Here is a 13,720-nt window from a genome sequence, read left to right as displayed (position 1 = left end):
CACCCCCGCTACGTTCCCGAGGAGAAATCGTTGACCGCCGAGGCACTGCCCGCCGAGCTGCGGCGCGCGATCGTCCAGGTCGCGCGCACCCCGCGGTTGCTGGTCGCCTGCGACTACGACGGCACGCTGGCTCCGATCACGGCCAATCCGGACGAAGCCCGGCCGCTGCCCGAATCGGTAGGCGCCCTGAGGTCGCTGGCCGGCCTGCACGAGACGACCACCGCGGTCATCTCCGGCCGCGCGCTGCGTGATCTCGCCACCCTGTCCCGTCTCCCGGCCGAGGTGAACCTGGTCGGCAGCCACGGGTCCGAATTCGACATCGGCTTCATCCACGCGCTCGACGACAAGGCCCGGGAGCTGCACAGACGGCTCGAAGCCGAGCTGGAGAACCTGGTGCTCGACGTGCCGGGCGTCTCGCTCGAGGTCAAGCCCGCGAGTATCGCGGTGCACGTCCGCCGCGCCGAGCACGAGGCGGGCCGCCGGGTCCTGCGCGACGTCCACAATGGACCCGCGCGGTGGGAGGGCGTGTCCACGACCGACGGCAAGGAGGTCGTCGAGCTCGCGGTCGTCCAGACGGACAAGGGCCGCGCGCTGGACACCCTGCGCCACCAGGTCGGCGCGACGGCCGCGGTCTTCCTCGGCGACGACGTCACCGACGAGAAGGCGTTCGCCCGGATCTCCGGCCCGGACCTCGGCGTGAAGGTCGGCGACGGCGAAAGCCTCGCGCAGTACCGGGTCCCGGACACCGTCGACGTCGCGATGGCGCTCGCCTTCCTCCTCGAAGAGCGGCGCAACTGGCTGTACGGCGAGCAGGCGCCGCCGATCGAGCGGCTTTCCATGCTGGCCAACGAACGTTCGGTCGCGCTGGTCACGCCGGACGCCCGGCTGACCTGGCTGTGCCACCCCGGCCCCGACGCGCCCGCGATCTTCGCGGACCTGCTCGGCGGTGCCGGCGCCGGTCACTTCTCGATCAAGCCGCACCGCAACGGCCTGCCGCTCGGGCAGCGTTACCTGCCGAACACGATGACGGTCGAGACCCGCTGGTCGCGGCTGCTCGTCACCGACTACCTCGAGCCGGAGAGCCCCGCGCACCGCACGGATCTCGTCCGGGTGATCTCGGGCGAGGCGGCGGCGGAGATCGTGTTCGCACCGCGGCCCGAGTTCGGTGGCGTGCCGGTGAAGCTGGTCGCCCAGGGCGACGGAATCCTGGTGCAGGGCACCTCGGAACCGTTCGCGCTGCGCTCGCCGGGTGTCGAGTGGGAGATCACCTCCGACGGCATGAACGACACCGCGACGGCGCTCGTCACCCCCACCCCGGACCACCCGGTGGTACTCGAACTCCGTTGCGGCACCTCGGATCTCGGCGCGCACGAACTGTCCGAAGTGGAGCGACGGTCGCGCGCGGGCGACTACTGGAGCACCTGGGCGCAGACGCTCAAGCTGCCCAGTGTCCAGAGCGACCTCGTCGGCCGCTCGGCGCTGACGCTGCGCGGGCTGGTCAACACCGACACCGGCGGCGTGCTCGCGGCGGCGACGTCCTCGCTGCCGGAGGAGATCGGCGGCGTCCGGAACTGGGACTACCGCTACTGCTGGATCCGTGACGCGGCCATGACCGTGCGCGAACTGGTCCACCTCGGCTCGACCGACGAGGCGGAAGGCTACCTCCGCTGGCTGCACGGCGTTCTGTCCACTTTGGCCGGTCCGGAGCGGCTGCACCCGCTGTACACCTTGGCGGGCAGCGTGATCGGCGCCGAAGCGGTCATCGAGTCGCTGCCCGGGTACGCCGGTTCGCGCCCGGTCCGCGTCGGCAACCTGGCGAACCACCAGGTGCAGCTGGACGTGTTCGGCCCGGTCGTCGAACTCGTGCAGACACTGGCGGCGGCGCGCGGCGAACTCCGCGACGAGGACTGGCAGATGGTGCGCGCGATGGCCGAGGCCGTCACGCGACGCTGGAACGAGCCGGATCACGGCATCTGGGAGGAGCGGCACGTGCCGCGCCACCGGGTGTACTCGCGGGTGATGTGCTGGGTGACCATCGACCGGGCGATCAAGCTCGGCGAGGTCTACGGCCGGGCGGTGCCGGGCGCGTGGCCGACGCTGCGTGACGAGATCGCCGCCGACGTCCTGGAGAAGGGCTGGAACGAAGAGGTCCAGGCCTTCACGACGGCTTACGACGGAACGGATCTCGACGCCGCGTCGCTGTTCGTCGGGCTCACCGGGCTGATCGATCCGGCCGACCCGCGGTTCCAGTCCACGGTGACCGCGATCGAGGCGGAGCTGCGCAGTGGGTCCACTGTGTACCGTTACCGCCGCGACGACGGCCTTCCCGGCGGTGAGGGCGGTTTCCACATCTGCGCGGCGTGGCTCATCGAGGCGTACCTGCTCACCGGGCGGCGTACCGAGGCCGAGGAGCTGTTCACGCAGATCGTCGACGCCGCGGGCCCGACCGGGCTGCTGCCCGAGCAGTTCGACCCGATCGCGGAGCGTTCGCTGGGCAACCATCCGCAGGCGTACTCGCACATCGGGCTGATCCGCTGCGCGAACCTGCTTTCCCAGTAGGAGCCGAAGGGCGCGACGCCGTGAAGGCCTCCTTCCCTACTCTCAAGGTAGGGAAGGAGGCCTTCACGACCTCCGCCACCTGGAACCCCGGCCCGAGGTTCAACCACCGGCGACCGACGGGATGATCTGGACTTCCTCCACCTCGGCCAGCGAAGTCTTGGCACCGTCGAGACGGCGGCACTCCTCACCGTCCACATAGAAGTTCACGTAGCGTCGCAGCGCGCCGGTTTCGTCGCGCAGACGGCGTTCCAGCGCGGGGTACCCGGCGCCGAGCGAGTCGAGGACGTCGTCGAGCGTCGCGGCCTCGACTTCGAGCGTGCCACGGCCGTCCGCGAGTGGCCGCAGCATCGCGGGCAACAGGACCCGGACCACCTAGACCACCTGAGCCCGCACGCACAGCACGTCCGGCAGATGCGCGGCTACTTGATGCCACGCGTCGCCTTCGTCGGGACTCGCCCAGACTTCACCGGATCGCGTGCCGAAGTAGACGCCGTCCCGCGAGTCGACGCACATCCCGTCCCGGAGCACTCCCGCGTAGAAACCCTTGTCCGGCAAGCCGTTCCCGAGGCCCGTCCAGGTCTCGCCCGCGTCCTCGCTGCGGTAGACCCGGCAGCGGCCCTCCGGCGGGAAGCGGAGAACGTCGGCCACCAAGGGGAAGTTGTAGACGGTGTCCGGTTTGGACGGATGGACGACCATGGCGAACCCGAAGTCGTTCGGCAGGCCGTCGGCGATCGACCGCCACGTCTTCGCGTCGTCGTCGCTGCGGTATACGCCGCCGTGATTCTGCAGGAAGAACCGCTCGGGACGCGACGGATGCATGGCGACCTTGTGCACGCACTGCCCGAATTCGGGCTCCTCGCCAGGCAGGAAACCGGCACTGATGCCGCGGTTGGCCGCCGTCCAGCTCTTGCCGCCGTCCTCGGTGCGGTAGACCCCGCCCGTCGACATGGCGACGGTGATCCGCCCCGGATCCGTGGGATGCGGCAGGATCGTGTGGATCATCTGGCCGCCGCCACCGGGAGTCCAGTGTGGACGGTGCTCGTGCTTCCACAGCCCGCGTACGAGTTCGAAGGTCTCGCCGCCGTCCTCGGACCGGAACAGGGCGGACGGCTCGACACCGGCGTAGACGACGTCCCCGGCGAGCACGATCTGCCAGATGCCTTCGAGCGCGGTCTCCGTGTCGGCGGGGAAGGCGACCGGCGCGTGATCGGGTTCGGACCAGGTCTCGCCGAGGTCCCCGGACGTCGCGATGGTCGGGCCGAAGTGTTCGTTGACCGCGGCCGCGTAGACCTTGGAGGGGGCCAGCGCGACCGCCCGGACGGCTTCCATGGGGAACTTCGGTTCGGAGATCTCCCAGTTCTCGCGGTCCTCGCTGCGGGCGAGGAACAAGCCCTTCCTGGTACCGATCCCCAGCTGGAACTCCACGACGCCATCCTCCTCGGTCGGGACTGTGACTCAGGTCACCGTACTACCGGACGCGCGTGAAGGCCCCCTTCCCTCGACTGAGCCGAGGGAAGGGGGCCTTCACGGGGAAATGGAGGCGTCGCGCCGGCTGCAGTCCAAGGGGTCGTGGCCCTCGCCTTCTCGGGAGAACGAGGGTCACAGACGAACAGCCGGCGCGACGGGCTTGAGGGGGCGGTCAGGTCCCGCTGATCAGGCGCAGCGCCAGATCGGGGCTGAACTGACCGGCTTCGACGTTCGGCGCGATCCCGCACTTGCCGTCGGAGTCACCGGGCACCTTGACCCAGAGCAGCATCTCGGCGCCGCCGCCGGTCTGCGAGGTCGCCCCGAGTTTGCGCCCGGCCGGGTTGCACCATTCGGAGCCCAGCGGGCCGTTGCCGTTGCGGCTGGTGTCGATCACGAACGGCTTGGTGTAGCCGTACTTGCTCGACAGCGCGGCGCTGACGGCCTTGCCGTAGTTCGCCGAGTCGGTGGTGGTCTTGTAGTTCGACACGTTGATCGCGAGACCGCGGATCGACTTCACCCCGACGGCGTTGAGCCGGTCGGCCATGGTCGCGGCGGGGATCCAGGTCGAGTTGCCGCCGTCCATGTACGCCCAGGTGTTCGGGGCCTTGGCGGCGAACTGCTCCGCGGCGTACTTGAGCAGGTCGAGGCGGGTCTGGCGCTCACCGGCGGGCAGGCAGTCGACCTGCGCGAGCGCGTCCGGCTCGATGACGACGACCGCGGGCTTGCCGCCGATACCGTCGGCGAAGTTCGAGATCCAGGTCCGGTACGCCTCCGGGCTGCCCGCGCCGCCACCGGAGTGACCGCCACAGTCGCGGCCGGGGATGTTGTAGGCGACCAGGATCGGCAGCTTGTCCGCGACGTCGGCGGCGTAGGTGTAGCCGTCGACTGCGGTCTTGACGTTCCCGCTCCAGTTGCCGAACCAGCGCGCGCCCGCCTTGGTGGAGATGGCGGCTTTGATCTTGTCGGCGGTGCTGCCCGGGTGATCCCGCACCCAGACCGCAGGGTTGGAGTTCGGGTCGACGTAGAAGCCGTTGGTCTTCTCGAGCGGGTTGCCGTCGGCGGCCTGGGCCGGCGTGGCGACCAGCGCCAGCAGCGAAGCGGCCAGCAGACCGAGCGTCTTGATGCGCATGCCCACCAGTTTCGAGCCCTCCCGTACAAGATTCGTACAACCCACGCGTTTCGTCCTCTGAACGCGGTCCTTGCGCGTGCAAGTAACGCATTCAGAGGACGAAACGCGGGAGGGGATCAGGCCGAATAGCCCTTCGGCGGGATCAGGGTGGCGAGCTGGTTGAAGGTGAGCCAGTAGATCTGGTTGCCGCCGAAGTTGGCCGGGTCGGCGATCTTCACCGTCATGTTGCCGCTGTTGTAGCCGATGATCGTGAAGTAGTGGTAGATCGTGTAGTTCGGGTAGCCCGGCGGGTGGTTGTTCGCCGGGGCGACGATGTTCGCGACGATCGCGTAGCCCTTGTCGATGTCCAGCACGATGTCGCGCCACAGGAGGTCGCGTTGCGCCTGGGTCGGCGGGTCGTTCGGCATCTCCTTGGTCTCGTACCAGCCACCGGCGACGTGGTTGTTGAGGACGCGGGTGACCTGCCCGATCCAGTCGGTGCCGTTGGTGCTGGTCGGCAGTTCGTTCGCGAGCTGCTGCTGGCTCGGCGGATTGCCGTTCTTGGCCGAGATGGCGATCCGGGTCGCGGCCGGGCCGCACCAGTACCCGGTCTCCTGGATCTGGTACTGGATGTCGAGCTCGGCGGCCGCCCTGACCCCTTCGACCCTGGCGGGCGGCGCCAGCGAATTCACGTCGACGGCATTGCCGCCTTGGGCGGCGGCCGCCGGAGCGGTGATCAGTGCGGACATCGCGAGCGCGGCCACGACCGCGGTCCTGAGTCGGCGCATGGTAATCCTTCCCCAGTTTCACTTCTGAATAGTGAATCCTGAACAGGATCTCTGGTCCAGCGTCGTTTGTCTGCGGCGTCACCTGCGCTTTCCCCGATCGGCCCACGACGAAAGTAGGATCGGATGAACGCTCCGGGGGCCATCGGGCAATAGCGATCGTGCAGGTGATGAAGGACGATCACGAGCAGGCCGGCACGCGCGGGCTGGACAGACCGGACCTCGGTGGCCCGGACCCCGCACCCGTCTTCGGCATGCTCTTCGACGCCCACGCGGCCCCGCTGCAGCGCTACCTCGCGCGCCGCGTCGGCACGGAGACCGCGCACGACCTCGTCGCCGAGACGTTCCTCGTGGCGCTCCGGCGACGCGAGACGTACCGCCCCGAGGCGGGCACGGCGCGCGCGTGGCTCTACGGGATCGCGACGAACCTGCTGCGCCACCATGTCCGCACGGAGACCAGGGCACTCAACGCGACGGCCCGGCTCGCGGCCGCCGGCCAGACGGTCTCGGCCGGACACGACGGCCGCGTCGCCGAGCAGGTCGACGCCCAGACCCGTGCGGCCCAGCTCGCGGGCGCCTTGGCCGAACTGAGCGTCGCCGACCGCGACACCCTGCTGCTGGTCTCGTGGGCGGGACTGGATCCCGGCGAGGTCGCCGAGGCGCTGGGAATCCCCGCCGGGACGGTCAGATCACGGTTGCACCGGATCCGGAGATGGCTGCGCGCCAACGCGGCGGAGTCGACAAAGGAGGGCGGCGGAAGTGCACGGCGATAACATCAGGAAGGTGTGGTCCGAGGCCGAACTCGACGAAGCGCTGGCCGGCCTCCACGCCGAGCCGGAAACCCGGCAGGACGAACTTTCCCGCGCCAGGGCCTCGCTCCTGCGTGCCGCCGGCGATGTCGAGGACGAACTCCTCCCCGTGACCGCGCCCCCGGTGAGGAAGCGGCCGGGTTCGTGGCGGTGGATCGCGGCGGCGGCCGCCGCGGCGCTGGTTTCCGGCGGCGGGATCGTGGCGGCGAACGTCTTCACCGCCGACGACGGCCCGGACCCCGCGGCCCACTCCACCCTCATCCGGGGCGAAGACGCGCTCGAAGCCCTCCACGGCGACGACTTCCCGATCCGGGACGGCCAGTTCCGGCTCGTCACCGAGTCCACCTGGACCACGCATGTCACCGAGAAGGGGCTCGTCTACCAAACCCACGAGATCCTCGAACGATGGCTGCCGCCGCGCACCTGGATGGCGGTCAAGACGCGCTTCACCGGAACCGGCGAGATCCGGTGGGTCAAGGGCGACTACCAGACGGCCATGGCCCACGGCGAGACACTTCCAGGCCCGTCGTCCCATGTCACCCTCGCGGAGGCCCGTCCGCCGCGAACCACCACCACGTCACCGATCCCTCCTCCGGTGAAGACCTCCGAGGATCGGCTGCCGTCGGAAAGCGGGTGGACCGACCCCACCCCGGAGTTCCTCGCCGAACTGCCGGCCGACCCGGCGAAGCTGTCCGAGCGGCTCCGCCGTGACGGCCTCTGGCCGGACGGCCGCTCACCGGAGCAGCTGAACTCCACCCCCGAGATGTTCGAGATGGCCTTCAACGTCCTCCGCTCCTCCCAGGGCTTCGGCGCGATGCGGGTGGCACTGTGCAAAGCGCTCGCGAGGATTCCCGGTATCGCCGTGGCGAGCGTGGCCGCTCCCGGCGGACGGCCCGCGATCTCCTTCACGGTCACGTTGCCGGACCGGACGCGCACGTTCGTCGTCGACACGGCGACGGCGGCGGTCGTCGGGAACCGCGCCGTCCGGTCCAACGGGCAGCACGAGGGCTGGCCGGGGCTGACCCTGTTCGACACGACGATCTCGGTGACGATCACCGACGACGGCGGCCCCAAGCCCAGCTAGCGTGCGAACGGGCGGTCTTGGCCCGCGCTCTCGAAAGAGAGACCCTTTGTCCCACCACTCGTCGCGGAATCCGGCGCGACCCTGGTCGCCAACTCGACTACGGAGGCGACCCGGCCGCGCCTGCCCGCTCGTGCGCCTAACGCGCGTGCTTGGCGGCGTTGAGCGCACTACCGACGTCCGGGACCTCCAGCACCCGGATCCCCGGCGGGATCTTGCCGGAGTCCGGCGGCACCAGCGCGTAGGTGAAACCGAGCCGGGCGGCCTCCGCGAGCCGGCGCCCGACGCTCGGCACCCGCCGGACCTCGCCCGACAGCCCGACCTCGCCCATCGCGACGAGCTTGGGCGAAAGCGGCGTGTCTCTCGCCGAGGAGATGAGGGCCAGCACCACCGCGAGGTCGATCCCGGGTTCGGTGATCTTCATGCCGCCGACCGTCGCCACGTAGACGTCCTTGTCACCGACCTTGATGTTCGCCCGCTTCTCGACCACCGCCAGCACCATCGCGACACGTGCCGAATCGAGGCCGCTCACCGCGCGCCGGGGCTGCGGTGACTGGGTCGCCGACACGAGCGCCTGCACCTCGCCCAGCAGCGGCCGCTTACCCTCCATGGTCACCGTGACCGCGGTGCCCGCGACCGGCTCCGCGGTGTGGCTGAGGAACAGCCCCGACGGGTCGGGCACGCCGACGATGCCCTCCTCGACCAGCTCGAAGCAGCCGATCTCGTCGGCGGCACCGAACCGGTTCTTGATGCCGCGCAGCATCCGCAGCGTCGAATGCTTGTCGCCCTCGAACTGCAGGACCACGTCGACCAGGTGCTCCAGCACGCGCGGCCCGGCGACCGAGCCGTCCTTGGTGACGTGCCCGACCAGCACGATCGGCAGCCCGCGCTCCTTGGCCAGCGCGACCAGACCGGAGGTGACCGCGCGGACCTGGGTGACGCCGCCCGGGGCGCCCTCCACCTGCGGCGAGGCCATGGTCTGGACCGAGTCGACGATCAGCACCCCCGGTTTGACCGCGTCGACATGCCCGAGGATCGCGGACAGGTCGCTCTCGGCCGCGAGGAACATCTCGTCGTGGACGTTGCCGGTGCGCTCGGCCCGCAGCCGCACCTGCCCCGCCGACTCCTCGCCGGTGACATAGAGCGCCCGGCCCGCGGTGGCCGCCCATTGGTAGGCGACCTCCAGCAGGAGGGTCGACTTGCCGACACCGGGCTCGCCCGCGAGCAGGATGACCGCGCCCGGCACGAACCCGCCCCCGAGCACCCGGTCCAGCTCGGAGACGCCGGTGGGCTTCGCACGCGCCGTCTCGACGTCGACCTCGCCGATCGGACGGGCCGGGGCACTCGGCGCTCCAGCCGCGACCCTGGCTATCGCGGGGCGGGCGTCGCCGCGTTCCTCGATGGTCCCCCACGCCTGGCATTCGGGGCAGCGCCCGACCCACTTCGGCGCCTCGTACCCGCATTCACCGCAGCGGTAGGTGCTGCCTTTCTTGACCACCCCGCGAGGCTAGCGGCCACCACCGACAAACCCCGGCAACGACGGGCTGAAGGGGACTTTCCCCGCATGTGACGCAGCGAAAGGGCCCCTCAACGCATGCATGCGTTGAGGGGCCCTTTCAGTCCGGCTTCGGAAAATCTAGTGCCCGCCGCCCTTGGCTTCCTTCTCCGGCGCGGGCGCCCGGCTGCCCGGGTGCGACGGCGCCGCGATCGGCAGGTCGACCGTGATCGAACCGGAGTTCTTGAAGACGAAGGTGACCTTGATGGTCTGGCCCGCCCACACCGGCTGCTTCAGCCCCTGCAGCTCGATCGTGGCCTTGCCCACCTGGTCCGGCGCGTTGGTCGTCTCCGGGCCCGCGGACGGCGTGACCGTCCCGGCGGAGCTCGACGGGGCGCCGGAAGACGACGGCGCGCCCGAGGACGACGCCGGCGCGGAGGTCGGGGCGACCTCCTTGGTCGACTCGACCGAGTCGGACGGGCCGATCACGAGCGCGTGGCCCGCGGCGATGACCTTGGACCCGGCGATCTTGGCGTCACCGGTGGCGGCTTCGGAGGAGACGGAGACGAGCTCGTCGTCCAGCTTGCCCTGGTTCACGATGGTCAGCGTCAGCGGCGCGGCGGAACCGGCCGGGTACGCCTGCCCCTCGGTCGGGAACTGGAGCGCGGCGTTCCGCAGCACCAGGTCCTTCGCCTGCGCGTACGTCCCGTTGACCGCGGGCTGCTGCGAGTCGGTCTGGGTGATCTGACCAGCACCGCAGCCGGCGAGCACGAGCGCGGCGCCGAGCGCCAGCACACCTGCGCCGAACACGCGACGATTCTGCAGCCTCACGTCGGAGTCCTTCCATCTCACGGCCTCTTCACCGCGAAGACTAGCCGGGCGCCTCGGCGGGCGGAGAACCCGGTGCGTGTTGGCGGCCCTCCAATGCGGTGGCGCGCCCAAGATCAACCGTCCACAAAGGATTTGGAAATCGTTCGCTTCTCACCAGCGTGAGCATGGGCGAATTGAGTTTGTCAACCCCCGGGCGGAGCACCATCAGGCCGCTGACCTGCGACGACGATCGCGGGCCGCTAGGTGGGCCTCGTCGGCACGTGCTAAGATGAATTCAGCGAAAGGGGCAGAGGACACATGGTTTTCAAGGTCGGAGAGACCGTCGTCTACCCGCACCACGGTGCCGCACTCATCGAAGCCATCGAGACCCGCGTGATCAAGGGCGAGGAGAAGAAGTACCTCGTCCTCAAAGTCGCGCAAGGGGATCTTACGGTTCGCGTGCCCGCTGACAACGCCGAGATCGTCGGCGTTCGTGATGTCGTCGGGCAAGAAGGACTGGACAAGGTTTTCGACGTTCTGCGTGCTCCGCACACCGAAGAGCCCACCAACTGGTCTCGTCGGTACAAGGCCAACCTCGAGAAGCTCGCCTCCGGCGATGTGAACAAGGTGGCCGAAGTGGTGCGCGACCTCTGGCGGCGAGAGAAGGACCGCGGACTTTCAGCCGGCGAGAAGCGCATGCTGGCGAAGGCGCGGCAAATTCTGGTCAGCGAGCTGGCGCTCGCGGAGGGCACCGACGAGGACAAGGCTGAAGTCCTCCTCGACGAAGTTCTGGAAACCGCGGCAGTCTGAACCGGCGGGTGTCCCACGCCAGGTGAGGCTGCGGGGGATACCTCTACGATCGCGCACATATGAGCACCGTCCTTATGAGCACGATCGTGTTCGTCACTGTCGTTCGACACCATGCCTCCGACGCGGAGCTCGCTCTCGCGCCGGTCAATGGTGAAGCGTTACTCACGCACACTGTGCGGGGGCTGCTCGCCCTGCCGGATCTCGATCTGGTGGTCGTAGCGGCCCCCGAGCGGTGTGCTGATTCGTTTTCGGCCGCTTTGCGCGGCTTCGAAGAGCGTTGCCGGATAGTACCCGGCTCGTCACTCGAGCATGCTTTCGACACCGTCGAAAAAGAGCTCACCGGGAACCCGGTCTTCCTCGTGCACGACGCTTTGCGCGCCTTCACTCCCGCGGACACCGTCCGTGCCGTCGCGGACGCGGTCCGTGCGGGCTCATCCGTCGTGGTTCCCGTATTGCCGATGGCGGACACCGTGAAGGTGACCGACGCGGCGAAGGTGATCACGGGCACCGAAGACCGCGCATACCTGCGCACGGCCCAAACCCCGCTCGGCTTCACACGTGAGACTTTTCTCTCGTATGCCGGCGAGCCGTCCCTCGACGGCGCGCACACCATCCCGGGGCATCCCGATGCGATGCGCGTCACCAACGCGTTCGAACTGAAGCTGGCCGAGGCGATCGCCCGGGCCGGAGAAGAGGAAACCCTGTGAGGATCGGCAACGGCGTAGACGTCCACCCCGTCGAGGCGGGCCGCGAATGCTGGATCGCCGGTCTTCTCTGGCCCGGTGTCGACGGTTGCGCGGGCCATTCCGACGGCGACGTCGCGGCGCACGCGTTGTGTGACGCGCTCCTGTCCGCGGCCGGGCTCGGTGATCTCGGCGCGGTTTTCGGCACCGGCGATCCGCGCTGGGCGGGCAAGCACGGCGTCGAATTCCTCGCGGAAGCGCGGCGCCTGGTCGAGGCGGGCGGCTGGACGGTCGGGAACGCCACTGTCCAGATCGTGGGCAACGCGCCGCGTGTCGGGAAGCGCCGCGAAGAGGCGCAACAGGTGCTGAGCGAAGCCGTCGGCGGGCCGGTGAGCGTCTCCGGGACGACGACCGACGGGCTCGGCCTGACCGGACGCAGCGAGGGCATCGCGGCGTTCGCGACGGCGCTGCTCCTGCCCTCGCAGGAATAGCCGCCGCCGGGAGCCGGTTCGAGCTGTCATGGCAGTCACACTTCCCGAACCGGTCCGCGAACTGGTGGACGGCAAGAACTTCGCGACCGTGGCCACGCTGGACGCCGACGGCGGCCCCCAGACCTCGGTCATCTGGGTGGGCCTCGACGACGGCGATCTGGTCTTCAGCGCCACCGAAGACCGGCTGAAGGTGCGAAACCTGCGTCGCGATCCCCGCGCGAGCGTGTCGATCACCGACGCGGAGAACCCGTACCGGCACACGCAATTGCGCGGCACGGTCACGATCACCCCGGATCCCGGGAAGACGTTGCCGAAGACGCTCAGCCACAAGTACCTCGGCCAGGACCCGCCGCCGGAGGGCGACGACGTCCAGCGGGTGATCGTCCGCCTTCGGGTCGAACGGATCGCCGGGAACGTCCGGTGATCAGGCTGCTTAGGATTCAGCCATGGGTGTGACCTTCAACGAAGCGACCAAGAAACTCCTCGACGGCAACAACTTCCCGGTGCTGGCGACCATCAACGCCGACGGCTCCGCGCAGACGTCCGTGCTGTGGGCGAAGCGGGACGGCGATACGGTGATCTTCGCGACCGTCCGCGGCCGTCTCAAGGAGCGGAACATGGCCAGGGACCCGCGGGTGTCCCTCTCGGTCTTCGACCAGGAGAACCCGTACGACTACGTCGAGATCCGCGGGACCGTGGAGATGACCGACGAGGGCGGGCGCGAGCTGATCGACGAGCTCTCGCACAAGTACCTCGGCAAGGACTACCCGGAGGAGCCTGCCGACGTCGTCCGCGTGCTGGTCCGGATCACGCCCACCCGGATCACCGGCAACGCCGCCTGACGATCCTCGTGAGTGGCAAGGACGGTTCTAACCGTCCTTGCCACTCACGAGGAACGGCTAATGTGGACCCCGTGACCTTTCGCGCTGTGTTGTTCGACTTCTCCGGCACGGTCTTCCGGCTCGAACAGGACGAGACCTGGCTCGCCGACCTCACCGACCACGAGGGCGAGAGCCTGGACATCGAGGCCCAGACCGAACTGATGCGCCGGATGACCGCGCCGGTCGGCCAGGTCGTCGATCTCGACGAGGAGCACCTGCACGCCTGGAACCACCGCGACCGTGACCCGGTGCTGCATCGGAAGGTGTACCTCGAGGTCCTGAAGCAGTCCGGGGTGCCGCACGCCGACCAGGCGGTCGCGCTCTACACCCGGCTGATCGATCCCACCCAGTGGACGCCGTACCCGGACACCGAAGCCGTCCTCAAGGGCGTCTCCGGCAAGGGCGTGAAGCTCGGGGTGCTGAGCAACATCGCCTTCGACATCCGGCCCGCGTTCGCCCGCCGGGGCTGGGACGCCTACGTCGACGAGTTCGTCCTGTCGTTCGAGGTCGGGGCGGTGAAGCCGGAGCCGGAGATCTTCCGCGCGGCCGTCGAGCGGCTCGGGGTCGACCCGGCGGAAACGCTCATGGTCGGCGACAGCGAGGAAGCGGACGGCGCCGCGCGCGACATCGGCTGCGCGTTCGCGCTGGTAGAGCCGCTGCCGACGACGGAGCGACCGGACGCCCTGCTCAGCGCCCTGCGCACCCATAACGTGCTGTAACACGGTCACTGCGACACCGCTC

At 69.3% G+C, this 13,720-nt stretch carries 15 protein-coding genes; 9 read left to right on the top strand and 6 right to left on the bottom strand.

Features of this window, described 5'->3' with window-relative positions; translation table 11 throughout:
* Positions 1 to 30: 30 nt before the first annotated feature.
* Entirely contained in the window at positions 31 to 2,559 is a 2,529-nt protein-coding gene (gene otsB, locus ACZ3HL_RS06555; RefSeq protein WP_465410598.1) for a trehalose-phosphatase, read from the top strand.
* A gap of 99 nt (positions 2,560 to 2,658) precedes the next feature.
* Here otsB and ACZ3HL_RS06550 read toward each other — a convergent pair whose 3' ends face one another.
* From ACZ3HL_RS06550 to ACZ3HL_RS06535, 4 genes are all read right to left on the bottom strand, one after another.
* The gene (locus ACZ3HL_RS06550) at positions 2,659 to 2,931 is read right to left on the bottom strand and encodes a MoaD/ThiS family protein (protein WP_465410595.1); all 273 of its coding nucleotides are present in this window, start codon (positions 2,929 to 2,931) and stop codon (positions 2,659 to 2,661) included.
* Entirely contained in the window at positions 2,932 to 3,984 is a 1,053-nt protein-coding gene (locus tag ACZ3HL_RS06545) for a WD40/YVTN/BNR-like repeat-containing protein (protein ID WP_465529272.1), read from the bottom strand.
* A gap of 214 nt (positions 3,985 to 4,198) precedes the next feature.
* Complete coding sequence (locus tag ACZ3HL_RS06540; RefSeq protein WP_465410591.1) at positions 4,199 to 5,155, bottom strand: glycoside hydrolase family 6 protein; 957 nt, start codon at positions 5,153 to 5,155, stop codon at positions 4,199 to 4,201.
* A 116-nt stretch (positions 5,156 to 5,271) separates the two neighbouring features.
* Entirely contained in the window at positions 5,272 to 5,922 is a 651-nt protein-coding gene (locus tag ACZ3HL_RS06535) for a C39 family peptidase (RefSeq protein ID WP_465529270.1), read from the bottom strand.
* Positions 5,923 to 6,080: 158 nt separating this feature from the next.
* On the opposite strand from ACZ3HL_RS06535, the gene ACZ3HL_RS06530 reads away from it, so the two are divergent.
* Both ACZ3HL_RS06530 and ACZ3HL_RS06525 read left to right on the top strand, forming a co-directional pair.
* Entirely contained in the window at positions 6,081 to 6,692 is a 612-nt protein-coding gene (locus tag ACZ3HL_RS06530; RefSeq protein WP_465529268.1) for an RNA polymerase sigma factor, read from the top strand.
* Positions 6,693 to 6,702: 10 nt separating this feature from the next.
* On the top strand, positions 6,703 to 7,812 hold the full coding sequence (locus ACZ3HL_RS06525; RefSeq protein WP_465529266.1) for a CU044_5270 family protein: 1,110 nt from the start codon (positions 6,703 to 6,705) through the stop codon (positions 7,810 to 7,812).
* 136 nt (positions 7,813 to 7,948) lie between these two features.
* Here the strand turns inward: ACZ3HL_RS06525 and radA are convergent, their stop codons facing one another.
* Both radA and ACZ3HL_RS06515 read right to left on the bottom strand, forming a co-directional pair.
* Entirely contained in the window at positions 7,949 to 9,307 is a 1,359-nt protein-coding gene (gene radA, locus ACZ3HL_RS06520) for a DNA repair protein RadA (protein WP_034310209.1), read from the bottom strand.
* Between the two features lie 138 nt (positions 9,308 to 9,445).
* Positions 9,446 to 10,135 (bottom strand): copper chaperone PCu(A)C domain-containing protein, encoded by a 690-nt coding sequence (locus ACZ3HL_RS06515; RefSeq protein ID WP_465529264.1) that lies wholly within the window; start codon positions 10,133 to 10,135, stop codon positions 9,446 to 9,448.
* A gap of 297 nt (positions 10,136 to 10,432) precedes the next feature.
* On the opposite strand from ACZ3HL_RS06515, the gene ACZ3HL_RS06510 reads away from it, so the two are divergent.
* The 6 genes from ACZ3HL_RS06510 to ACZ3HL_RS06485 all read left to right on the top strand — a co-directional run bounded on the left by ACZ3HL_RS06510 (position 10,433) and on the right by ACZ3HL_RS06485 (position 13,698).
* Complete coding sequence (locus ACZ3HL_RS06510) at positions 10,433 to 10,924, top strand: CarD family transcriptional regulator (RefSeq protein ID WP_005165253.1); 492 nt, start codon at positions 10,433 to 10,435, stop codon at positions 10,922 to 10,924.
* 59 nt (positions 10,925 to 10,983) lie between these two features.
* A complete protein-coding gene (locus ACZ3HL_RS06505) occupies positions 10,984 to 11,631 on the top strand; it encodes an IspD/TarI family cytidylyltransferase (protein ID WP_465529262.1) in 648 nt (215 codons plus the stop codon).
* A complete protein-coding gene (gene ispF, locus ACZ3HL_RS06500) occupies positions 11,628 to 12,098 on the top strand; it encodes a 2-C-methyl-D-erythritol 2,4-cyclodiphosphate synthase (RefSeq protein WP_465529260.1) in 471 nt (156 codons plus the stop codon). The genes ACZ3HL_RS06505 and ispF overlap by 4 nt, the downstream gene beginning before the upstream one ends.
* A gap of 28 nt (positions 12,099 to 12,126) precedes the next feature.
* Positions 12,127 to 12,522 carry a PPOX class F420-dependent oxidoreductase gene (locus ACZ3HL_RS06495; protein ID WP_034310201.1) on the top strand — a complete coding sequence of 132 codons (396 nt, stop codon included), beginning with the start codon at positions 12,127 to 12,129 and terminating at the stop codon, positions 12,520 to 12,522.
* 22 nt (positions 12,523 to 12,544) lie between these two features.
* Positions 12,545 to 12,940 carry a PPOX class F420-dependent oxidoreductase gene (locus ACZ3HL_RS06490; protein ID WP_465410581.1) on the top strand — a complete coding sequence of 132 codons (396 nt, stop codon included), beginning with the start codon at positions 12,545 to 12,547 and terminating at the stop codon, positions 12,938 to 12,940.
* 71 nt (positions 12,941 to 13,011) lie between these two features.
* Entirely contained in the window at positions 13,012 to 13,698 is a 687-nt protein-coding gene (locus tag ACZ3HL_RS06485; RefSeq protein ID WP_465529258.1) for an HAD family hydrolase, read from the top strand.
* Positions 13,699 to 13,720: the final 22 nt, after the last annotated feature.

This window comes from Amycolatopsis sp. NPDC000009, from assembly GCF_055563465.1.
This window is presented reverse-complemented; position numbering and strand designations above follow the sequence as displayed.

What these genes read in the sequence shown, in the direction of transcription:
- ACZ3HL_RS06540 (WP_465410591.1), bottom strand. Translation starts at nt 5,155, where the DNA reads ATGCGCATCAAGACGCTCGGTCTGCTGGCCGCTTCGCTGCTGGCGCTG.
- ACZ3HL_RS06535 (WP_465529270.1), bottom strand. Translation starts at nt 5,922, where the DNA reads ATGCGCCGACTCAGGACCGCGGTCGTGGCCGCGCTCGCGATGTCCGCA.
- ACZ3HL_RS06510 (WP_005165253.1), top strand. Translation starts at nt 10,433, where the DNA reads ATGGTTTTCAAGGTCGGAGAGACCGTCGTCTACCCGCACCACGGTGCC.
- ACZ3HL_RS06505 (WP_465529262.1), top strand. Translation starts at nt 10,984, where the DNA reads ATGAGCACCGTCCTTATGAGCACGATCGTGTTCGTCACTGTCGTTCGA.
- ACZ3HL_RS06495 (WP_034310201.1), top strand. Translation starts at nt 12,127, where the DNA reads ATGGCAGTCACACTTCCCGAACCGGTCCGCGAACTGGTGGACGGCAAG.
- ACZ3HL_RS06490 (WP_465410581.1), top strand. Translation starts at nt 12,545, where the DNA reads ATGGGTGTGACCTTCAACGAAGCGACCAAGAAACTCCTCGACGGCAAC.